The organism is Cupriavidus sp. PET2-C1 (genome assembly GCF_054515855.1).
The window spans coordinates 124,553-146,284 of the sequence record NZ_JBTNRJ010000003.1; the positions used below are offsets into that span (position 1 = coordinate 124,553).

Below are 21,732 nucleotides of genomic sequence, written 5' to 3' on the forward strand. Positions count from 1 at the left end.
CTTCGTGCCCGGCGGGCATTCACGCTGCGTCGCCCGGCCGGCACGAAGCGCTCCCATTCGTTCCAGGCAGGGGCGCGAGGCCGGGACAATATGTGTCAGAACTGGACCAGAAAGACGGCGTAGCGGGTTCGCGCGGCACCGTGGCGGGATGGCGCGCGACTTGCATCGTTATTGGGACAAGATTGCACAAGACGTTCCAAAGAAAGCGCACACTACGAGGAGACCCCGCATGCAGCCCTCCATCTTCGGCCTCCGGCAGCTTGCCTGCGTGCTGGCGGCATTGTCCATGGTTCCCGCCGGCGCGCAAACCGCTCAAGACCTGCCTGCCAACAACTACCCCACTACCGCCCGCGTCGAATATGTGGGCGAGTGCATGGCAAGGAACGGCGGTGCCTACGTGTACCTGCACAAGTGTTCGTGCGCGATCGACCGGATCGCGGCGCAACTGCCATATGACGAGTATGTCGAATCGTCTACCTTCGCCAGGTACGCCACGCTCGGCGGCGAAGGCGGCGCGATATTCCGCGATCCGGAATACGGCAAGCACGCCGCCAAGCGCTATCGCGGCATCCAGGACGATGCGCTGCGCGCCTGCGGTGTTTCGCTGGCGACGCGGGCCGCGCGCTGAATTCGGCGCCGCCGGGAAACCTGAGGGTTTCCGCCCCGTTGATGCGATCGGAAGTCCGGCCTATAGTGTCACCTCTTCACACAAGATCGGCTTCCATCCGCATAACCACAGGCGCCGGTTTCTTTATTGCATCGCAGCGATTGCACTGCGGCGATTGCATAGCAACAGTTCGCGCCACGCCAGATTGCACCGCACAAAAGAGCCCGCAGGCTAAAAGGAGAAGCTCGGTGACAACACTTCAGTCCGCCAGTCACCACGTCGCGCAGATTCTCAATGTCGTCAACGGACAGTTATGCGGCACGCAGAACAGCTCGGTGGTGACACGCTCCTGGGCGCGCTGCCTGCGGGACTTCCAGCTGGACCCTGCGCAGCAGCGCATGCCTCCGATCCTGACCCAGCCGGAGTTCAACGAGCGGCGCGACCGCATGAGCGACCTGATCGCCTGCGCCAAGCTGGAGATGACCACGCTCTACCAGCAGCTCGCCGATCCCGAGCTGGCCGTGGTGCTGACCGATATGGATGGCGTCATCGTGCATATGGTGTCGTCAGTCGGTTTCTCGCAGGACGTGGAACCCCTGGGTTTCCGCACCGGCGCGGTCTGGAGCGAGCGCGAGGCCGGCACTAACGGCATGGGCACCTGCCTGATCGAAGCCGAGCCTGTTGCGGTGCGTCAGAATGAACACTATTTCGCGCAGTACACCTCGCTGACGTGCTCGGCCTCGCCGATCTTCAACGATCGCGGCGAACTGACCGCCGTGCTCGACGTCACCAGCCGCTCGCCGCTGCTGCAGCAGCATTCGCTGGTGCTGGTCGGCATGTCCCGCCAGATGATTGAAAACCGCTTGATGGACGAGCGGTTCAAGCACGCGCACCAGATCCATTTCCACAGCCGCCCCGAACTCGTCAACACGCTGCACGAAGGCAAGCTCGCGATCGACGACAGCGGCAGGGTGCTGGCAGCCAATCGCAGCGCGCTGTTCCAGCTGGATTTTCGCTCGCTGTCTGCCCTGCTCGGCAAACAGATCGACGAATTGTTCAAGACCTCGCTCGACGAAATCCTGGCGCGGTGCGCGCGCAACTCCTTCCATCCGGTGCCGGTCTATCGCGCGAGCGCATCGAACCGCTTCTTCATGGTGGCCCAGCAGCCGAACCTCGGCACCAGCGGCGGCACCATTGGCGGCGCGAGAGCGGCCAGCACCCAAGCCGCGCCGCGAGCGGCCAGCGCGGAACCCCTGACAGCTGCCCCGCGCGCCCCGGCCACGGTGGCACCGTCCACCAGACTGGCCTTTGGCGACCCGCAGATGGAAGCGCAGGTCCGGCTGGCGCAGCGCGTGATCACCCGGCGCATCCCCATCCTGCTGCACGGCGAGACCGGCAGCGGCAAGGAGGTCTTCGCCAATGCCCTGCACCAGATGAGCCCGGCGCGCGAGCGCGCCTTTGTCGCCATCAACTGTGCCTCGCTGCCGGAGAACCTGATCGAAAGCGAATTGTTCGGCTACCGCGCCGGCGCGTTTACCGGTGCCCAGCGCGAAGGCCGGCGCGGCAAGATCATCCAGGCCAACGGCGGCACGCTGTTCCTGGACGAGATCGGCGACATGCCCATGACGTTGCAGTCCCGCCTGCTGCGCGTCCTGGAAGAACGCCAGGTCTCGCCGCTCGGCTCGGAGGCGGTGGTCAAGGTCGACTTCCAGCTGGTCAGCGCCAGCCACCGCAACCTGGCCGAACTGGTGCAGAGCGGCCAGTTCCGCGAAGACTTGTTCTACCGGCTCAACGGCATCGAGTTGCGCTTGCCGCCGCTGCGCGAGCGCACCGACCGGCTCACGCTGATGCAGCACATACTCGCCGAGGAGGCGGAGCCGGACCAGGCACCGACGCTGGCGCCGGACGCCGTGCAGGCGCTGCTGCGCTACCCCTGGCCCGGCAATCTCCGGCAGTTGCGCCATGTGCTGCGCACCGCCCTGGCACTGTGCGACGGCGACACCATCGCTTGCCAGCACCTGCCGGCGGAAATCGTGCAAGGCGCAGGAGAAGCCGGCGCGCCCCGCGAGCCGGCCATGGCGGCGCAGCCCAATATGCCAGACGATGAAGCCAAGGCGCTGGCGCAGTTCAATGCCATCCAGCTGAACGAACGCGACACCATCCTTGGCCTGCTCCACAAGCACCGCTGGAATGTCAGCACCGTAGCCCGCTCGCTCTCCATCAGCCGGAACACGCTGTACCGCAAGATACATCGGCTGCATATCAACCTGGCGCAGGCCGAGACGTCCGAGCAGTCGTAGCGGCGCCGCCCTGCGTGTCACACCGAGGGGGCTGGCAGCCCCTCGTGCCCCTTCCCCCCTTACCTATCTTGCTGATCACGCCCTTGTCCAATGGCGCCGCCGGACGCGGGACAGCCTGTGCGAACAGCGGAACAGTGGCCGTGACAGTGCAAGGCCCTGACGCTTGCAACAGGCCCGATTCTCCCCCGATCCCACGCGCGTGGCTCGCTTGGTATGCCGATTGCTTTTTGTAGCGAATGCGAGCGCCACATCAACGCTGGCATCGACGCCGGCATCGCAGCCGATATGCCGGAGCCCGCGCGCGAAATGCCCGCCGAACCACCCTGACCCACCATGCCCTCCCAGACCCTCATCGTCGCCGCCCTGTCATCGCGGATGATGGCCGAGTCCGCAGCGCAAGCCGGCTTGCGCGTGGCCGCGCTGGACCTGTTCGGCGATGCCGACACGCGGCATGTCGCGCAGCGCTGGGAGCCGATCGGCGCCACCGGGTCGATGGCGCTCGACGGCGAGCACGTGCTCGCCGCGCTGCGCCGCTTGCGCGACACCGTGCATCCGTTTGGCTGGGTTGCCGGTAGCGGCTTCGAACAACGCCCCGATCTGCTCGACGCCGGCCACGCGCTGGTGCCGCTGCTCGGCAACAGCGCCGCCACCGTGCGCGGCGTCAAGCAGCCCGGCGCCTTCTTCCGGCTGCTGGCCGCGCTCGGCATTCCGCATCCGGAAACCACCATCGCGATGCCGCGCGAGCCGGCAGGCTGGCTGTGCAAAGCTGTCGGCGGCACCGGCGGCTCGCATATCCGCCAGCTGGCCAGCGCAGATGCCGTCGCTGCCGACGCTGCCGACGCCACTCGGTACTTCCAGCGGCAACGCCCCGGGCTGCCGATGTCCGCGCTATTTGTTGCTCATCGCCGCGGCGTCCAGCTGGTCGGCATCAGCCTGCAGCGCATCGGCTCGCACCACGACTGCCCCTATCTGTTCCACGGCGCTGCAGGCCCAGCGATGCTGCCGGCAAGCACCACCGCGCGCCTCGTCGAGATCATCCAATGCATCGCGCGCGAAACCAGCCTGGTCGGCCTGAACAGCATCGACTTCCTGTTCGAGGCGCCGGACATCATGGTGCTTGAAGTCAACCCGCGGCCGCCGGCCAGCATGGCGCTCTATACCGACGCCTATCCGCTTGGCCTGATGCACGCGCACCTGCAGGCCTGCCGCGGCGAAACGCCCGAGCCACCGGCGGCGCGGCAGACCGTCGTGCGCGGCTTCCAGCATGTCTTTGCGCAAGACCCCGCGCAGATCAACGCCGCGCTCACTGTCGCGCTGATGCGCACTGGCTGGTGCCACGACATTCCCGTTCCCGGCAGCTATGTGGCTGCCGGCCACCCCTTCTGCTCGGTCTCCGCCGCCGGCCTGACGGAGGCCGCGACCGAAATCGAACTGCGCCGGCGCAGCGCGCAGATCCAGTCCTTGCTGAAGGCGCGCCACGATGAACGCCATCGCACCAGCGGCGTCCCCGCAGCGCTCAACGGCGGCCCTCACAGCCTGCACCAGCACGCTTAGCCAGCCCTCGCCGGCCTCCCAACCCGATCGGATCACCGAGTGCTGCCGCACGCAAGCCCGCGCGCCTGCCAGGTGCGCAAGCATGCTCAGTCTCCACCCGCTTGCGCGCCTCTCGCCGTTCGCACAGAGTGTCACCCTTCAGGCACGCGTCTGGCACAGACGCCTGAGCGACGGTCATCCATCTGCGCCGCTCTCGCCGCCGCCGGCGCAATGATCGCAGCCCCTATCGCCCTCGGGCCCTGTCCTGCCGACCCGCCTTTCACGCCGTGCCCAGGCTTGGCATGGAACGTGTTAGGTAAAGCCCGGGGGGACACATTGCGCCTTCTTTTCTTTTCCTGAACATCCTTTATCCGGGAGACTCGCAAATGGCAAAAATCGATCGTGTTCGTGTTGGCGAATCGCTGGTCGGCGACGGCAACGAGGTCGCGCATATCGACCTGATCCTTGGGCCGCGCGGCTCGGCTGCCGAGACCGCCTTCTGCAACGCGCTGACCAACAACAAGGACGGCTTCACCTCGTTGCTCGCCGTGGTGGCGCCGAACCTGCAGGCCAAGCCCAATACCGTGCTGTTCAACAAGGTCACCATCAAAGGCGCCAAGCAGGCCGTGCAGATGTTCGGCCCGGCCCAGCGCGGCGTTGCCATGGCGGTGGCGGATAGCGTGGAAGACGGCACCATTCCCGCCGCCGAAGCCGACGACCTGTTTATCAGCGTGGGCGTGTTCATCCACTGGCAGGCGGAGGACGACACCAAGATCCAGGACTACAACTACCAGGCCACGCGCGAAGCGATCCAGCGCGCCGTGGGGGGCTGGCCGAGCGCCGCCGAAGTGGTAGCCAAGAAGCAGAGTTCGGCGCATCCTTTCGCGGCGCATAGCTAATCGGAGGACATGCGCAGGCCGACCGCGGCTGGCTTGCGCATCACGCATCGCACACCGTAGCCAGTAGCAGTCAGCCGGCAGCCGGATGCAGCAGCAGTTCGCGCATGCGCGCCAGCTCGCTCTTGTGCAGAAATTCGATAGGATATGGCGCGCCACGCGTGAAATGCGCGAAGCGCCGGTCCACCAGCCCTTGCGCGGCATATTGCTCCACCGGCTGGCCGGCATCGGCCGGCGCGGATTTGACCAGCAGCAGCATCTCGGCGTTGAGGCGGTTCGACAGCCACGCGGCCATGCTGTCCGAACCGACGCCTGGGTGCGTCATCTCGTCGGCCTGCTCGCGCAACAGCGAAAACGGTGCCCACACGGCCACGCCGGCGTTGCGCAGCACGCCCTGGATGTCTTTCTCGTGCACCGCCAGCGACATGCCCGGGCACATGCCCTGCATCATCAGCCCGTACTGGGCCATGGCCAGCACCGCCATATTGTGCGCCACCACATGGTCGAACGCCCACTGCGCCCGGTACTCGCGCACCTGCCCCGCGAAGCCGCCGCCTCCGGGCACCACCACGATGCGGCCGCCGCCGAGCTCACTCAGCTCCTGCAGCCACTCGCGCAACAACGGGTCGCGGCCAAGGCTGCCGCCGAGTTTTACTACCCACATAGCCGCCACTCCAAGGCTGATGAATCCGCCTTGGCACATTCACGTTCCGTGCCAGCGCGGCGCGGCCCAAGGCGGGGTGCCGGCACTTCCGCCATGGTGACAGTCTGCGACAGGCATGGCGCACAAGCTGTCCCGCGCGGAACATCGATCCGTGCAACACGACAGAGCGCCAGACCCGCGCCCGCGCTCCATTGTGCGGGGATGGTCTGGCGCTTTGCCGGGCACGCGGGACGGCTCGCCTCGCCTAGCGGTAGCGCGGCACCAGCTTTTCCAGCGGCACCGGTTTGATCTTCGATGCCTGTCCGGCGCAGCCGAACGCCTCGAAGCGCAACCGCACCACGCTCTTGGCGCCCTTCTTGGCAGCCAGCAATGCCCTGCGCGGATCGAACTCGCTGCGGTCATCGGCGAGGGACTTGCGGATGGCGCCGGTCATTGCCAGGCGGATATCGGTATCGATATTCACCTTGCGCACGCCGGTCTTGATACCGCGCAGGATTTCCTCGACCGGCACGCCATAGGTCTCCTTGATCTCGCCACCGTACTGGCGAATGATCTCCAGCCACTCCTGCGGCACCGAACTGGAACCATGCATGACCAGGTGGGTGTCGGGAATCTTCTGATGGATCTCGCGGATGCGGTCCATCGCCAGGATGTCGCCGGTCGGCTTGCGCGAAAATTTGTAGGCGCCGTGGCTGGTGCCAATGGCGATGGCCAGCGCATCCACGCCGGTGCGGGCGACGAAGTCGCGCGCCTGGTCCGGGTCTGTCAGCATCATGTCGTGCGACAGGATGCCAGCGGCACCAACGCCATCCTCCTCGCCGGCTTGCCCGGTTTCGAGCGAGCCCAGGCAACCCAGTTCGCCCTCGACCGAGACTCCTACCGCGTGCGCCATCTCGCAGACGCGGCGGGTCACGTCGACGTTGTAAGCGTAGTCCGACGGCGTCTTCATGTCTTCGCGCAGCGAACCGTCCATCATCACGCTGGTAAAGCCGGAGCGGATCGAGGCCTGGCACACCGCCGGGCTGGCGCCGTGATCCTGGTGCAGCACGATGGGAATATCCGGATGCGTCTCCGCCGCGGCCAGCACCATATGGCGCAGGTAGGCCTCTCCGGCATATTTGCGCGCGCCGGCCGAGGCCTGCAGGATGACCGGGCTGCCGCTCTCCTCGGCGGCTTCCATGATGGCGTGGATCTGTTCGAGGTTATTGACGTTGAAAGCCGGCACGCCGTAGCCGAACTCTCCCGCGTGGTCCAGCAACTGGCGCAGGGATACGAGTGACATGATGGAACTCCGTGGGTTGACGCTGATTCGGTGAATTCGGGATGACATGAGCGCCCGTCAGGCGGCAGCCCGCTGCTCCAGCACCTCGAAGGCCAGCAGTGTCTTGCCCTCCAGGAATTCGAGAAGGCGCCGCCACCTGTCGAGATATAGCCGACCTGCTCCGCGATACCGTACTTGACGCTGGCGCTGAACGCCTTGGCACACACCACGTCCGCGGGGATCGTCACCGCGGGGTCCTGGCGGATAGGGTTGGCGTGTCGCTATCTGGCTTCTGCGTGGCTTGATCTATCGTTGGTCTACTTCGCTCTGCCTGCCCGACTCAGGCCAGCATCCGGCACGCAGGCGCAAGCAGCGCCGGCAGGTCTTCCAGCGAATCGATCACCGCATCGCCACCCAGCGCGGCAACGCCGCCGGGGCCGGCATAGCCGTACCGCACCAGGAAAACCGGCATGCCCGCCGCGCGCGCCGCGGCCACGTCAACCGCCGAATCGCCGACCAGCACGCTGCGCCTCTCATCCGCCTGCAGCAGCCGGCAAGCATGGTGCAGCGGCTCGGGGTCCGGCTTCATTCGCGCGATCGAGTCGCCGCCGACCAGAACCTCCAGGTACCTGGCCAGCCCGGTCACGGCCAGCAGTGGCGCTGCCAGCGCTCTGGGCTTGTTGGTCACGCACGCGAGCCGGTAGCCCTGTTGCTGCAAGGCCTCCAGCCCGGCCTGCACGCCGGGGAAAACGCGGCCAAGGTGCCCGTTGACTTCCACATAGTGGCGGTGGAACACCGCCTCGGCGGAATCAGCGCCATCCCGATCGCCGCTTGCCGCGGTCTCCAACACGCGCCGCACCAGGTTGGGCACACCCCTGCCAATAAAGCCGCTGATGGTGTCAAAGGGCAATGGCGCGCGGCCCAGTTCGTCCAGCATGCGGTTGGCAGCCTCCACAATGTCGTGCGCCGTATCAACCAGGGTGCCGTCGAGGTCGACCAGCACCGCGGTGTAAGGCATGTCCGCTGCGATGCGCATCACGGCCTCCCCAGCAGAGAACGCGCGGTATCCGCGACCCGCGCCGGTGTCAGGCCGAAGTGCGGGTACAGCGCTTCGGCTGGTGCCGAGGCACCGAAGGTATCGATTCCCACCGTGGCGCCCTGCTCGCCCACTACCGCGCGCCAGAACCAGGTGACGCCGGCCTCCACGCTGATGCGTGGCACACCGGGCGGCAGTACCGCTTCCCGGTAGGCCGCATCCTGCGCCTGGAAGCGCTCCACGCAGGGCATCGACACCACGCGCGTGTGGATCCCTTCCTCGGCCAGGTGGGCAGCGGCACGCACCGCGATCTCCACTTCCGAACCGGTGGCGATCAGCACCGCCTGAGGCGCCTCCGCGTCTTGCAGCACATAGCCGCCGCGCCGGATGCCGGCAAGTTGCCCGCCATCGCGCGCGAACGGCGTCAGCGCCTGGCGCGACAGCAGCAGGCAGCTCGGCCCGTCGCGGCGCTGCACCGCGTCCAGCCAGGCCAGCGCGGTTTCCACACCGTCGCAAGGGCGCCAGACCTGGTTGTTCGGGATCAGCCGCAAGCTCGCCGCGTGCTCGACCGGCTGGTGGGTGGGACCGTCCTCGCCCAGACCGATCGAGTCATGGGTGAGCACATGGATCACGCGTTGCCGCATTAGCGCGGCCATGCGGATGGCGTTTCGGGAATAGTCGGAAAACACCATGAACGTGCCACCGTACGGAATCAGCCCGCCGTGCAAGGCCATGCCGTTCATGACCGCTGCCATGCCGAACTCGCGCACGCCGTAGCTGACGTAGTTGCCTTGCCCGGCGTGGTTGACCCACACCGAGGCCTTCACGTCGGTCAGGTTGGAGCCAGTCAGGTCGGCCGAGCCGCCCAGCAGTTCGGGCAAGGCGGCGCTCAGCGCTTCCAGCGTGAGCTGCGATGCCTTGCGCGTGGCGATCTTGCCGTGCAGGGCCGATGGCGTCTCCAGCAAGCCCATCAACCCGGCCTCGAATCCTTCCGGCAACCTGCCCCGGTCGCGGCGCAGGAACTCCGCGGCCAGTTCCGGATACGCCGTGCTGTACCAGGCGAAACGTGCGTTCCATCCTGCCTCGCGCTCGGCGCCCAGCGCACGCGCGTCCCAGGCGGCAGCCACGTCGGGTGGCACCGTGAAGGGCTCGGCCTCCCAGGCGAGCGTTTCGCGCATGGCGGCGATCTCCTGCGCGCCCAGCGGGGCGCCATGCACGTCGTGCCCACCGGCCTTGGCCGGCGCGCCCTTGCCGATCACCGTCTTGCAGCAGATCAGCGTAGGACGCTCGCCCTGCGCCTTGGCCTGGCGGATGGCCCCATCGATGGCGCGGGCATCATGGCCATCGACGTTCGGGATCACATGCCAGCCGTAGGCTTCGAAGCGCCGCGGCGTGTCGTCGGCAAACCAGCCTGACACCTCGCCGTCGATGGAGATGCCGTTGTCATCGTATAGGCAGATCAGCTTGCCGAGCCGCAGCGTCCCCGCCAAAGAACAGGCTTCGTGGCTGATGCCCTCCATCAGGCAGCCATCACCGAGGAACACATAGGTGTGGTGATCCACGATGGCATGGCCCGGCCGATTGAAGTGCGCGGCCAGCAGCCTCTCCGACAGCGCCATGCCAACCGCGTTGGCCAGACCCTGCCCGAGCGGGCCGGTGGTGGTCTCGATGCCCGGCGTGTGGCCGACTTCCGGATGCCCCGGCGTGGCCGAATGCAACTGGCGAAACTGGCGCAGCTGCGCCATCGGCAGCGCGTAGCCGCTCAGGTGGAGCAACCCGTACAGCAGCATGGAGGCATGGCCGTTGGAGAGCACGAAGCGGTCGCGGTCGGGCCATGCCGGGTTGGCGGGGTTATGGCGCAGGTGATGCCGCCACAGCACTTCGGCCATCTCGGCCATGCCCATGGGCGCTCCCGGATGGCCAGACCTGGCCTGCTCCACCGCGTCGGCCGCGAGAAAGCGTAGCGCGTGGGCGCAGCGCGCCGCCGGATCGATACGTTCTGGTGCGTTCATGGCTTGACTCCTTACTCGTCGGCGCGCTTGCGGCGCTCCATCATGCGCAGCACAAAGGGGGTGAAGATCAGCTGCATGGCGAGTTCCATCTTGCCGCCGGGAACCACGATGGTATTGGCGCGCGACATGAAGGAGTCGTGCACCATGCTCAGCAGGTACTGGAAGTCGATGCCCTTGGGGTTGGCGAAACGGATCACCACCATGCTTTCGTCCGGCGCCGGAATCTCGCGGGCGATAAACGGGTTGGAGGTATCCACGCACGGCACGCGCTGGAAATTCACGTGGGTACGCGAGAATTGCGGGCAGATGTAATTCACGTAGTCCGGCATGCGCCGCAGGATGGTGTCGGTCACCGCCTCGCTCGAGTAGCCACGCTGCTTCTGGTCGCGCCACAGCTTCTGGATCCATTCCAGGTTGATCACCGGCACCACGCCGATCAGCAGGTCGGGATAGCGGGCCACATTGACCTCGTCGGTCACCACGCCGCCGTGCAGGCCCTCGTAGAACAGCAGCTCGGCGTCATCCGGCAGCGGCTCCCAGGCGGTAAAGGTGCCCGGTTCCTGCTGGCAGGCGGCAGCCTCCTCGGCGTTGTGCAGGTAGCGGCGCCGCATGCCGGTGCCGGACTCCGCATAGGTGCGGAACAGGTTTTCCAGCTCACCAAAGAGGTTGGTGCCGGGGCCGAAGTGGCTGAAGTTCATATTGCCGCTCTGCTCCGCTTCGGTCATCCGGACCTTCATCTCGGCGCGGTTGTAGCGGTGGAAGCTGTCGCCCTCGATCACCACGGATTTCACGCCTTCGCGGCGAAAGATGTTCTCGAAGGTGCGGGTGACGGAGGTGGTGCCGGCGCCGGAGGAACCGGTAATGGCGATGATGGGATAGCGTTCGGACATGAGCATGCACCTCAGGCGGGGACGCGGAACAGGCTGCGTTCGTTGAACAGGGGATTAGGAAGCTCGGCGCCGGGCGGATCGCTGTGATAGCGCTCGATCCGCTCCACCTCGTTGCGCGAGCCGAAAACCACGCCGATGCGCTGGTGCAGCGCGCCCGGCTGGACCGACATCAACGGCTGCCGACCGGTGCTGGCGCGCCCGCCCGCCTGCTCCATCAGGAACGCGATGGGGTTGGCCTCGTACAGCAGGCGCAGGCGACCGGCCTTGGCCGGGTCCTTGCTGTCGCGTGGATACATGAAGACGCCACCACGCATCAGGATGCGGTGCGCCTCGGCCACCATCGAGGCAATCCAGCGCATGTTGAAATCCTTGCCGCGCGGCCCGGTCCTGCCCGCCACGCACTCGGCGATGTACTGCCGCACCGGCGCCTCCCAGAAGCGGCTGTTGGAGGTATTGATGGCGAACTCGTGCGTGTCCGGCGGCACCATCAGGTTGGCGTGGGTGAGGAAGAACTCGCCCAGGTTGGGATCCAGCGTGAAGCCGTTGACGCCATTGCCCACGGTGAGCACCAGCATGGTGGTCGGACCATAGATGGCGTAGCCGGCCGCGACCTGGGCCGTGCCGGGTTGCAGGAAATGCTGCTCGGCCACCGCATCCACGCCCTCCGGCGCGCGCAGCACGGAGAAGATGCTGCCCACCGAGACGTTGACATCGATATTGGATGAGCCGTCGAGCGGATCGAACACCAGCAGGTACTTGCCGCGCGGATACTGCGACGGGATCTGGTAAGGCGTCTCCATTTCCTCCGACGCCATGCCGGCCAGGTAGCCCCCCCACTCGTTGACGCGCAGGAAGGCAGCATTGCTCAGCACATCGAGCTTTTGCTGCGTCTCGCCCTGTACGTTGACGGCGCCATCGGCGGTGCCATGCAGGCCGCCCAGCGCGCCAAGCGCGACGGCGCGCGCGATCTCCTTGCAGGCCATGGCGACGTTGAGTATCAGGCCATTGAAGCCGCCGCTGGCCTGCGGGTAGCGGCGGCGCTCCTCAATCAGGAACTGCGTCAAGGTCATTCGGTGTGGCTGGTTTTGCTGTGGCATGGCAGGTCTCCTCTTTTTATCTGTCTTTGCATTGCGTGCCGGGGGCCGCGCTAAGCCAGCGCGGCTTCACGCAAATGCCGAAGAATGGCGCGATAGCCGCCGTCCGGATCCGGCGCGCCGAATACCGCGCTGCCGGCGACGAAGGTATCCGCGCCCGCACGGGCGATGTCGGCAATGTTGTCGCGCTTCACGCCGCCGTCGACCTCCAGCCAGACGGGCCGGCCGCCGGCCTTGACGTGCCGGTCGATGCGGGCGCGCGCCTCGCGCAGCTTGCCGAGCGTGCCTGGAATGAACTGCTGTCCGCCGAAGCCCGGATTCACGCTCATCAGCAACACCATGTCGAGCTGGTCCAGCGTGTGGGCCAGGTAGTCCAGCGGCGTGGCCGGATTGAACACCAGGCCGGCCTTGCAGCCGTGCTCGCGAATCAGCCCGATCGTGCGGTCGACATGACGGCTCGCTTCCGGATGAAAGGTGATGATCGAGGCGCCAGCCTTGGCGAACATCGGGATCAGCGCATCGACCGGCTCCACCATCAGGTGCACGTCGATGGGGATGGAGACATGCGGGCGGATCGCCTCGCACACCAGGGGGCCGATGGTCAGGTTGGGCACATAGTGGTTGTCCATCACGTCGAAGTGCACCAGGTCGGCACCCGCTGCCTCGATCGCGCGCACTTCCTCGCCCAGTCGCGCGAAATCGGCGGACAGGATGGAGGGCGCAAGGCGAATCGTCCGGCTCTTTCCGCCTTCATCGCCTTCATGGTCATGGGTACGCATATCAGGCAGCCTCGAACAAGGTGCCGCGATGCCAGCGGCGCAGCGCAGCCAGATCGGCCCAGCGGTGGTCAGCGCCCGGCAGGGGCTGTGGCATCGGCTCGCCGGGATCACCAAGATGCGGCAGCACCAGCAGCGCGCCATCGAAGCGCTCCTGCGCGGTATAGGCGGTTGGCGTGATCACAGTGGGAATGCCGGCCGCCAGCGCGGCGCGCAAGCCGTTCTCGGAATCCTCCAGCGCCAGGCAGTCGGCCGCTTCCAGGGCGAGCCGCGCCAGCACCGCCAGGTAGACATCCGGCGCGGGCTTTTTTACCGCGGTGGTGCCGGCGTCGCAGATGGCGGCAAAGTGCTGGCGCCAGCCCGCGCCCAGCGGCGCGCGCAGCAGCGCGTCGAGGTTGGCCGGCGTGGTGGTGGTGGCGATCGCGATGGGCGTGCCGGACTGGCCGGCCTCCTCGATCAACCGCGCAATGCCGGGGCGCAGCGGCAGCGCGCCGCCGCCGACGCGCTCGGCATAGTGGCGGGTCTTGATGGCGTGCACCGCCGCGATGGTTTCAGCCACCTTGCTGCCGCGGGCTTCCTCCGGATCCACCATGCGCCAGTAATGCAGCAGCCGCTCCTTGCCGCCGGCCACCTTGAGCAGGCGCGTGTAGAGCGCCGCATCCCAGCACCAGTCGAGGCCGACCTCGGCAAACGCCGCATTGAAGGCATGGAGATGGGCGGACTCGGTATCGGCCAGGGTGCCGTCGACATCGAAGATCAGGGCTTGCATGGCTCACTCCTTGTCGGGTGCCGGCGCGAACACGCGGCTGGCGAGCAGATCGGGGGCGGTAATGGTGGTCAGCGCCAGGTCGTCGGCGACCGCGCCGGGGTCGCGCAGCAGGCGCGAAGCGTGGCGCAGCCGCGCGCGGTCGAGCGCGTTGCGCACGCTGCGGGCATTGGCAAAGTGCGGCTGCGCCATGCGGCGCACCAGGTAGTCGGCAAAGACGGCACGGCTCTGCGCGTCAAAGCGGTACTGCATCGCATCCAGCATCAGGTCCGCGATCTGGCCCAGTTCGTCGACCTGGTAGTCGGGAAAATCGATGTGATGGGCAATGCGCGAGGACATGCCCGGATTGGATTCGAAGAACCGGTCCATGCGGTCCTTGTAGCCGGCCAGGATCACCACCAGGTCGTCCCGGTTGTTCTCCATCACCTGCAGCAGGATCTCGATGGCTTCCTGGCCGTAGTCGCGCTCGTTCTCGGGCCGGTAGAGGTAGTAGGCCTCGTCGATAAACAGCACGCCGCCCATCGCCTTCTTCAGGATTTCCTTGGTCTTGGGCGCGGTGTGGCCAATGTACTGGCCGACCAGGTCATCGCGCGTGACCGCCACCAGGTGTCCCCGGCGCACATAGCCGAGCTGATGGAGTATCTGCGCCATGCGCATGGCCACGGTGGTCTTGCCGGTGCCGGGATTGCCGGTGAAGCACATGTGCAGGCTGGGCGCGCCGGCGCTGAACCCGCGCGCCGCCCGCAGCTTGTCAACCAGCAGCAGCGCCGCGATATCGCGGATACGCGATTTCACCGGCGCCAGCCCGATCAGCTGGCGGTCAAGCTGGTCCAGCAAGCCGGCGATGCCCGAGCTGGCAAGCAGGTCCGCCAGCGTGCCGGGCGGCTGCAGGTGCGAGGGGGATTCTGGCGCGGACATGGCGTCCTCCCTGAATGTCGGCGAAAGGTCGGCTGGCTTAATAACGGCTGCCTTCGGGGCGAGCCTGCACGGCGTAGCTCTCGATCGAATAGCGCACCGTGCGGCCCGGCTCTTCCTGACGCACCAGGCGGAAGCCCGGCTCGTCCGCGGGACGGTTGACGATGAACGACATCACCACCGACTCCACCGTATGGGTCGCGTCGAAGGCCATCACGCGGATATAGTGGTTGGGGAACGTCTTGCGCGCGTTGTTGACCTCCAGCAGGATGCCGGCGGCATCGCGCAGGTCGAACATCGGCAGGCCGAACATCTCCCAGTACGTGTTGCGCGGATGCGGGTCGTCGGTGTATTCGATGCCGACGGCCCAGCCTTTGCCCAGGCAGTACTCGACCTGGCTGGTGATCTGTGCGTCGGTGAGCTCAGGCAGGAAGGAGAAAGTGCCTTGCGTAATGCGCATGATGTCCTCGTCTCTGGTTCGTTGGTATCGGATGGTCTCGATCAGGGCGCGCGGCGCGCTCAGGCCACCGATGCGGTGGGCACGAAATCCGAGGTGTCGGTCGGCGTGTAGTTGAAGCTGATATCGCCCCAGGTATCGAGCGCGGCCCGCAGCGGCGAGCACCACCTGGCGGCATCGCGCAGGATGTCCGGTCCCTCGTTGGCAATATCGCGCCCTTCGTTGCGTGCCAGCACCATCGCTTCCAGCGCCACGCGATTGGCCGTAGCGCCGGCCTGGATGCCTTGCGGGTGGCCGATGGTGCCGCCACCGAACTGCAGCACGACGTCATCGCCGAACAGGTCGAGCAATTGGTGCATCTGGCCTGCGTGGATGCCGCCCGAGGCCACCGGCATCACCTTGCGCAACGAGGCCCAGTCCTGGTCGAAGAACAGCCCGCGCGTCAGGTCGGTCTTCGTATAAGCGTCGCGGCAGACGTTGTAATAGCCCTGCACGGTGAGTGGATCGCCTTCGAGCTTGCCCACCGCCGTGCCCGTATGCATATGATCGACCCCGGCCAGGCGCAGCCATTTGGCGATCACCCGGAACGACACGCCGTGATTTTTCTGGCGTGTGTAGGTGCCATGGCCAGCGCGGTGCAAGTGCAGCACCATGTCGTTCTGGCGGCACCAGTTGCTCATCGACTGAATGCAGGTCCAGCCCACGATCAGGTCGATCATGACGATCACCGAGCCGAGCGATTTGGCGAACTCGGCGCGCCGGTACATCTCCTCCATGGTGCCGGCGGTCACGTTGAGGTAGCTGCCCTTGACCTCGCCGGTCGCCGCGGATGCCTTGTTGACCGCATCCATCACGAACAGGAAGCGGTCACGCCAGTGCATGAAGGGTTGCGAATTGATGTTCTCGTCGTCCTTCATGAAATCCAGCCCGCCCTTCAGGCCTTCATAGACCACGCGGCCGTAGTTGCGCCCCGACAGCCCCAGCTTGGGCTTGGTGGTGGCGCCCAGCAGCGGGCGGCCGAACTTGTCAAGGCGCTCGCGCTCGACAATGATGCCGGTGGGCGGGCCGGCGAAGGTCTTCACATAGGCCACTGGGAAACGCATGTCTTCCAGGCGGGCCGCCTTGATCGGCTTGAAGCTGAACACGTTGCCGATGATGGAGGCGGTCAGGTTGGCGATCGAGCCTTCCTCGAACAGCGACAGGTCGTACGCCACGTAGCAGAAAAACTGCTCGGGATTGTTCGGCACCGGATCCACGCGATAGGCCTTGGCCCGGTACATATCGCAGGCGGTCAGGCGGTCGGTCCACACCACCGTCCAGGTAGCGGTGGACGATTCGCCAGCTACCGCGGCGGCAGCCTCGACCGGATCCACGCCCGCCTGCGGCGTGATGCGGAACAGTGCGAGCAGATCGGTGTCCTTGGGCTCGTAGCCTTCATCCCAATAGCCCATCTCCTTGTACTTCATCACGCCGGCGTCGTAGCGCTTGCGCGGCTTGGCGGTGGCTTGGATCGTCTCAGGTGCGTTCATGGTGTTTCCTTCCCGTGGGTTGGCGACTTGGCTGCCTGACTGCATTGCGGCGTCGTGAGGGAAAAGATACCCAGCTATCCCCATAAGGTAAATTCAGATATTCTTAGCCAGCATATAAGGGATCCCTTAAGGTAGTGCGCTCCAGCCATGTCCTTCCTCCGTTCCCTCACCCTTCGCCAGTTGCAGATCTTCGTCACCGTTGCCCGGCACGCCAGCTTCGTGCGGGCGGCCGAGGAACTGCACCTGACCCAGCCGGCGGTCTCAATGCAGGTCAAGCAGCTCGAGTCCGTGGTCGGGCTGCCGCTGTTCGAGCGCGTCAGCCGCCAGCTCACCCTGACCGAGGCCGGCGACCGCCTCCTGCATCACGCCTCGCGCATCCTAGGTGAGGTGAAAGACGCCGAGGACGGGCTGCAGGCCGTCAAGGGCATTGACCAGGGCTCGATCTCGATCGGGCTGATCAGCACCGCCAAGTATTTCGCGCCAAAGCTGCTCGCTGCCTACTCGGCGCGCTACCCGAACGTGGACGTTCGCTTCGCCGAAGGCAACCGCGAGACGCTGCTGCGCCTGCTGCAGGACAACGAAATCGACCTCGCGCTGATGGGCCGGCCACCGCGCGAGCTGGTTGCCGTCTCGGAGCCCATCGCCACGCACCCGCACGTGATAGTGGCCTCGCCACGGCATCCACTGCTCGAGGCAGAGGGCTTCGATCTGCAAGAACTGCGCCACGAAACCTTCCTGCTGCGCGAGCCCGGCTCCGGCACCCGCACGGTGGCCGAGGAAATGTTCAGGCACCACTTGTTCGCGCCGGCCAAAGTGGTCACTCTGGGCAGCAATGAAACAATCAAGCAGGCCGTGATGGCCGGCATGGGCATCAGTCTGTTGTCACTGCACACTCTGTCACTGGAATTGCGCACCAGGGAGATTGCTCTGCTGGATGTGTCCGGCACGCCGATCGAACGCGTCTGGCATATCGTGCACATGGCGAGCAAGCGGCTGATGCCTGCGAGCGAAGGTTGCCGTGCGTTCCTGCTAGAACATACGGCGGCGTACCTGGGGCGGGAATACGCCGGGCTGTTGCCTGGGCGGCGCACGGCCTAGCGGTTGGAGGGGTGCCTGGGTGCGTAGGGCGTCGTCCAGGGTTGGCTGATGCGCGGCAAGCGCACATCAGCCGTGCCGGCGTTGGCGCGCAACATCAACTCACCGATGATGCCACCGTCCACCAGCAGTTCGGTGCCGGTGACATAGGCGCCGCTTCCGACGCGAGAGCGGTGCACACGTGGGCCACGTGCATGCGCGGCCCATGGAACCTGCGCGGCGCGTACTGCTGCGCCACAATCCGTGTGAAATGGGTCACCACCGGCTTGGCAGATCCGTAGAACTGGCCCTTTAGCCGCACACCCCGCCTATCGCGTCATGCGCGGCGCGAAGGTAGCTTCCAAGATGCTCGACACGTTGCGTATCGTCAAGCATCCCTGCGCCGAATCGCGGGTCGTTCAGTGCGAAACCAGTCTCGGTGATGTAGATTTCCTGGGCGGCCTGTCCTGCCAGCGGACAGGACACGTATCGCCGTCTTACGTCAACAGACGAGGGACGGCCATCGCCTCTCGACGGCAGCGCGGGGCCGGCGGGCCAGCTCCCAACGCCGCCGGATTACTGGCTCAGCCGCGTTACCTTCAACTGCGGGTCCGCCGCGATGGCCTGCTCGCTGAACGGCAGCCGCACCCGCCGCTTGGCGGAGTACTCCGCAATCTGGTCAAAGGCGTGCGGCGACTGCTGATCTATGGCGTAGGCCTTGGGGATCTGACCGTCCAGATTGCCCAATCCTTACGGATTTGGCTGTGCCGACTGCCGCGGCCAAACAGCGCTCACGGGCTCCACATAGGACGCCTCGGTTTGGGGTCAACGCGCCCGCCTCGTCACGCGATCACGCCGCCACGGCGACTCGTTCGCGCGCTGAGATGAGCGCGCACCAGATTTCTTGCCTCATTCTTACCCAACCGAGGTCAGCGTTCTTCAATGGTTATCCCTTCTCGGGTTCGCTCAAACGCGGGGCAAGAATTTCGCCAATGAGTCGAAGTAAAAAACTCCGCTGAAAAGCGCTTGACCTTACCACGCTGTCAAGCCCCATGTTAGTCGGACAGAGTAACCAACCAGGAGATCAAGATGCTTCGTTTCTACATTCCAAACATGACCTGCGGCGGCTGCGCCAAATCTGTCACCAAGGCGCTGCTGAGCGTCGATCCGCAAGCCCGCGTCGAAACCGACCCGCCCGCGCGTGAAGTTCGGGTCGATAGCGCCTTGGACGAGAGCGCTTTCCTCGCGGTGCTTAGCGAGGCCGGGTACCCGGACAAGCAGTGACCCGAAGCGATGACGATTGACGTTGACAGCCTTGGCCAGGGTACGAAACGCGCTTCTTTAGGGCCTCCAGAACTGCCAACGCCCCGGTACTGTCGGCGATGTCCGCCGGCGTCAAGTTCACCATCAGCAACCGGCCATTCGTATCCACGGCAATATGTCATCCAGGCTGAGGTTGGCGATTGACTCGTCATCGCCCCGTCTCCCATTCGTCGATTGGGAGACGGGCGACACCCACCGACAATGGACGCGTCACCGGAAATCAGGAAAGCCGCCCGAATGAACTGCACCCCAAGAGCTGGACACCCGTTCAACCTTTGGGGTGCAGTTCACGAAGGTGGCATTCTTCGTTGTCACAACATCAAGCCGCCCCGTCGATCCGCAGCGACAAGCCCGTAGGCGTGTAGATGGCCGTGGTCTTGTAGCCTGGCACCGAGATGGTGGTGAACTGCCCCTTCAGGCTGCTACTGGAGAGCAGGCTGATGGTGTCCCCCACCGACGGACGGAAGCCGCTGCGGAAGTTCACCGTCAACGCGCCGCCCACGACGGTGGCGATGCCGCTGACCGCGAGACGGCCGGCGCCCCCGCTGCCCACGTCCAGTTGCAACGTGGTGTTGGCCAGCTGCGTGTAGGCGCCGGCGATCACCAACTGTGCGTCGGCGCTGGAAGCCAGCGTGCCGCCGCCGAGGTAGACGTCGCCCTTGCCGAAGGCCGTGGCCGAGAGGGCCTGCAACGTGCCGGCCGCGACCTGCGTGCCGCCGGTGTAGCTGTTCTGGCCGCCCAGGCGCAGCGTGCCGCTGCCCTGCTTGTTCAGTTTGCCGGCACCGCCGATGTCGTTGCGCCAGGTATCGAGCGCATTGAATCCACCCAGAGAGGCATCCATGTTGACCACCACGTCGCCGTTGAAGGCGCCGTAGCCGTCTGCCGCGGCGAACAAGTTGATGCGTCCCCAGCCCTCGGCGTCGTCCATCACCGGATAGCCCGATGGCATCGCAGTGGTCTTCAATACCACGCGGCGCTGGTTGGCATCCAGGTAAGGCAGGCGCGTTTCCAGCAGCACCTCGGCGCTCTTGGGGACCACCGCCGGTTTGGTGGTATCGGCAATCTGCGCGAAGCCAAAAGTCATCCGGCGGTTGTAGTTGGCCTTGTTGGTGGCGTAGTCCGCAAAGCGATCGGTGGCCGTGGTGCCGGAATGCGCGAAGTCGTTGAAGGCCAGCTTGGTATCAGCCTTGGCCGCGGCCATCAGCGTGCTGTGGGCCTGGTCATAAGCGGCGGCCTTGCGCGCGGCGTTGGCGCCAGTGGCGATGCTGGCAGCGGCGGTGGCCTGGCCGAGCATGCGGCCACTGACCACGTCCAAGGGCGAGTGCATGCCAGCGACAATGCGGTTCTCGCCCAGCTCCAGACCGCGTGTGACCATTTCCTGGAAGCGCTCCGGTACGGCATAGGCCATGGCGATGGCGTCGCGCACGGCTTCGGCGGTGTGGCCGCTGGTGAAGCCGCCATCGGTGGCGGGCGTGGCGCTTTTGGCAGGCACCAGCGCGGGGATGACGTTGACACTGCTGCTCCAGCGCCACGGTCGCGCGTATTTGTAGAAGCGCTTGGCCGGCTCAGTGGAGCCGTTCTCGCCGATGTTGCTCACAAAGTCCACCACGGTGCCAAAACTGGTGTTGGTGCTACCTCCCACGCCGACGTTGTTGCCGCCGTCGTTGTACAACACGGTGGTGGCATCGCCAGCGATGCTGGTGATGGTGGTGGTTTGTTGCGCAGCGGCTTGCCAGGTGGCAGTCAGCGGGCCCAGGCCGTCACTGACGCTGTAACCCTTGTTGCGGCGGTCGTCCAGGTAGGCAGCCAGTTCCTGCGCGGCAGTGCGCTGCGCGGTCACATTGGCTACGTACTGGATGTTGGCGCCGAGCACGCTTGCGTTCAGGATGGTGCCGTCGGAACTGTCTCCAGGAATGCCGGTCCAGCTGGATGCCACCACGGCGGGGAAGCTGCCGTTCGCGGTCGCGGTGACGCCGGCATCAACGATCAGCGTGGTGGGCTTCCACAGGTCAAGGAAGCCGCTTAACACGCGCACCCCGGCGTTGGTTTCCTTGGTGGCGTAGCGCGCGTCGCCGCGTTGGTTGGTATACGCGTAGTCCACGAAGGGCAGTACGGCGGCTTGGTCGGCCACCGGTGCGGAGTCGGCAAAGCCCAGGTCCTTGGGTGCGGCGGGGATCGACAGCGGCTGCGTGAGCGCGGATGTGGTGGTGGCATCGTCGCCACCGCCGCAGGCGGTCAGCAACATGGCGCCGATCAACGCGGCGGTCAGGACACGGAGGGAACTTGGAGGAAACATGAGATGCGGGCGCTCGGGCCCGGGACATTGGGATCGGCGGATGCTACAGAGTCATTGTGAATTCGTTATGACTCTTAATGCACTTTTATGGTGCATCGCGCAATCGGGATCACTTCGTCTCAGCTCCGTCGACCGAGGTCACCTCCATTGCCCCCTGCGAGCCAAATTCTGTTGGATCTTTGATGGCATTGACTGTCAGCCATGCCTGGTCGGCCGCCAGAAAGTCCTCCAAGCGCGACGGCTCCTCTTGAAGGATTGACTGACGGGTTTTGATTTTGGCGGTTAATTGCGATAATTGTCTAC

21 protein-coding genes and 1 pseudogene are annotated in these 21,732 nt (G+C 65.7%); 6 read left to right on the forward strand and 16 right to left on the reverse strand.

Annotated elements, in window-relative coordinates:
• Positions 1 to 229 precede the first annotated feature (229 nt).
• From ACX12D_RS34255 to fae, 4 genes are all read left to right on the forward strand, one after another.
• Entirely contained in the window at positions 230 to 628 is a 399-nt protein-coding gene (locus ACX12D_RS34255) for a hypothetical protein (protein WP_459377107.1), read from the forward strand.
• A gap of 227 nt (positions 629 to 855) precedes the next feature.
• A complete protein-coding gene (locus ACX12D_RS34260; protein ID WP_459377108.1) occupies positions 856 to 2,907 on the forward strand; it encodes a sigma-54-dependent Fis family transcriptional regulator in 2,052 nt (683 codons plus the stop codon).
• 333 nt (positions 2,908 to 3,240) lie between these two features.
• On the forward strand, positions 3,241 to 4,461 hold the full coding sequence (locus ACX12D_RS34265) for an ATP-grasp domain-containing protein (protein ID WP_459377109.1): 1,221 nt from the start codon (positions 3,241 to 3,243) through the stop codon (positions 4,459 to 4,461).
• Positions 4,462 to 4,826: 365 nt separating this feature from the next.
• Positions 4,827 to 5,339, forward strand: coding sequence for a formaldehyde-activating enzyme (gene fae / locus ACX12D_RS34270; protein WP_253932662.1), 513 nt, complete (start codon positions 4,827 to 4,829; stop codon positions 5,337 to 5,339).
• A gap of 70 nt (positions 5,340 to 5,409) precedes the next feature.
• Here the strand turns inward: fae and ACX12D_RS34275 are convergent, their stop codons facing one another.
• The 11 genes from ACX12D_RS34275 to ACX12D_RS34325 form a co-directional block, all read right to left on the reverse strand.
• Complete coding sequence (locus ACX12D_RS34275) at positions 5,410 to 6,000, reverse strand: amino acid kinase family protein (RefSeq protein ID WP_459377110.1); 591 nt, start codon at positions 5,998 to 6,000, stop codon at positions 5,410 to 5,412.
• Between the two features lie 244 nt (positions 6,001 to 6,244).
• Positions 6,245 to 7,282 carry a class II fructose-bisphosphate aldolase gene (fba, locus tag ACX12D_RS34280; RefSeq protein ID WP_441633005.1) on the reverse strand — a complete coding sequence of 346 codons (1,038 nt, stop codon included), beginning with the start codon at positions 7,280 to 7,282 and terminating at the stop codon, positions 6,245 to 6,247.
• Between the two features lie 319 nt (positions 7,283 to 7,601).
• Positions 7,602 to 8,297 carry a phosphoglycolate phosphatase gene (gene gph / locus ACX12D_RS34285; RefSeq protein WP_459377111.1) on the reverse strand — a complete coding sequence of 232 codons (696 nt, stop codon included), beginning with the start codon at positions 8,295 to 8,297 and terminating at the stop codon, positions 7,602 to 7,604.
• Positions 8,297 to 10,309 (reverse strand): transketolase, encoded by a 2,013-nt coding sequence (gene tkt / locus ACX12D_RS34290; protein ID WP_459377112.1) that lies wholly within the window; start codon positions 10,307 to 10,309, stop codon positions 8,297 to 8,299. The genes gph and tkt overlap by 1 nt, the downstream gene beginning before the upstream one ends.
• 11 nt (positions 10,310 to 10,320) lie before the next feature.
• Positions 10,321 to 11,199, reverse strand: a complete 879-nt coding sequence (locus tag ACX12D_RS34295; RefSeq protein WP_459377113.1) for a phosphoribulokinase — start codon at positions 11,197 to 11,199, stop codon at positions 10,321 to 10,323.
• Between the two features lie 11 nt (positions 11,200 to 11,210).
• Complete coding sequence (locus tag ACX12D_RS34300) at positions 11,211 to 12,296, reverse strand: class 1 fructose-bisphosphatase (protein ID WP_459377114.1); 1,086 nt, start codon at positions 12,294 to 12,296, stop codon at positions 11,211 to 11,213.
• Between the two features lie 50 nt (positions 12,297 to 12,346).
• Positions 12,347 to 13,072, reverse strand: coding sequence for a ribulose-phosphate 3-epimerase (gene rpe, locus ACX12D_RS34305; RefSeq protein ID WP_459377115.1), 726 nt, complete (start codon positions 13,070 to 13,072; stop codon positions 12,347 to 12,349).
• Position 13,073: 1 nt separating this feature from the next.
• Positions 13,074 to 13,838 carry an HAD-IA family hydrolase gene (locus ACX12D_RS34310; RefSeq protein WP_459377116.1) on the reverse strand — a complete coding sequence of 255 codons (765 nt, stop codon included), beginning with the start codon at positions 13,836 to 13,838 and terminating at the stop codon, positions 13,074 to 13,076.
• Between the two features lie 3 nt (positions 13,839 to 13,841).
• On the reverse strand, positions 13,842 to 14,753 hold the full coding sequence (gene cbbX / locus ACX12D_RS34315; protein WP_441633019.1) for a CbbX protein: 912 nt from the start codon (positions 14,751 to 14,753) through the stop codon (positions 13,842 to 13,844).
• Between the two features lie 37 nt (positions 14,754 to 14,790).
• On the reverse strand, positions 14,791 to 15,210 hold the full coding sequence (locus ACX12D_RS34320) for a ribulose bisphosphate carboxylase small subunit (RefSeq protein WP_416048518.1): 420 nt from the start codon (positions 15,208 to 15,210) through the stop codon (positions 14,791 to 14,793).
• Positions 15,211 to 15,269: 59 nt separating this feature from the next.
• The gene (locus ACX12D_RS34325) at positions 15,270 to 16,736 is read right to left on the reverse strand and encodes a form I ribulose bisphosphate carboxylase large subunit (RefSeq protein WP_441633021.1); all 1,467 of its coding nucleotides are present in this window, start codon (positions 16,734 to 16,736) and stop codon (positions 15,270 to 15,272) included.
• Positions 16,737 to 16,883: 147 nt separating this feature from the next.
• On the opposite strand from ACX12D_RS34325, the gene ACX12D_RS34330 reads away from it, so the two are divergent.
• Positions 16,884 to 17,834: a LysR family transcriptional regulator gene (locus ACX12D_RS34330; protein ID WP_459377117.1), complete on the forward strand. Its 951-nt coding sequence runs from the start codon at positions 16,884 to 16,886 to the stop codon at positions 17,832 to 17,834.
• On the opposite strand, the gene ACX12D_RS34335 is transcribed toward ACX12D_RS34330, so the two are convergent.
• Together ACX12D_RS34335 and ACX12D_RS34340 are read right to left on the reverse strand one after the other, a co-directional pair.
• Entirely contained in the window at positions 17,831 to 18,010 is a 180-nt protein-coding gene (locus ACX12D_RS34335; protein ID WP_459377118.1) for a hypothetical protein, read from the reverse strand. The two genes, ACX12D_RS34330 and ACX12D_RS34335, sit on opposite strands and share 4 nt — an antisense overlap.
• 376 nt (positions 18,011 to 18,386) lie before the next feature.
• The gene (locus tag ACX12D_RS34340; RefSeq protein ID WP_459377458.1) at positions 18,387 to 18,557 is read right to left on the reverse strand and encodes a hypothetical protein; all 171 of its coding nucleotides are present in this window, start codon (positions 18,555 to 18,557) and stop codon (positions 18,387 to 18,389) included.
• A gap of 342 nt (positions 18,558 to 18,899) precedes the next feature.
• Here ACX12D_RS34340 and ACX12D_RS34345 point away from each other — a divergent pair, with 342 nt between their 5' ends.
• Positions 18,900 to 19,094: a heavy-metal-associated domain-containing protein gene (locus ACX12D_RS34345; RefSeq protein ID WP_441633029.1), complete on the forward strand. Its 195-nt coding sequence runs from the start codon at positions 18,900 to 18,902 to the stop codon at positions 19,092 to 19,094.
• Positions 19,095 to 19,128: 34 nt separating this feature from the next.
• On the opposite strand, the pseudogene ACX12D_RS34350 reads toward ACX12D_RS34345, so the two are convergent.
• The 3 genes and pseudogenes from ACX12D_RS34350 to ACX12D_RS34360 form a co-directional block, all read right to left on the reverse strand.
• Positions 19,129 to 19,251, reverse strand: a pseudogene (locus ACX12D_RS34350) (transposase); the annotation flags it as partial.
• Between the two features lie 201 nt (positions 19,252 to 19,452).
• Complete coding sequence (locus ACX12D_RS34355) at positions 19,453 to 21,429, reverse strand: phosphatase PAP2 family protein (protein ID WP_459377119.1); 1,977 nt, start codon at positions 21,427 to 21,429, stop codon at positions 19,453 to 19,455.
• 109 nt (positions 21,430 to 21,538) lie between these two features.
• A complete protein-coding gene (locus tag ACX12D_RS34360; protein WP_459377120.1) occupies positions 21,539 to 21,661 on the reverse strand; it encodes a hypothetical protein in 123 nt (40 codons plus the stop codon).
• Positions 21,662 to 21,732 lie beyond the last annotated feature (71 nt).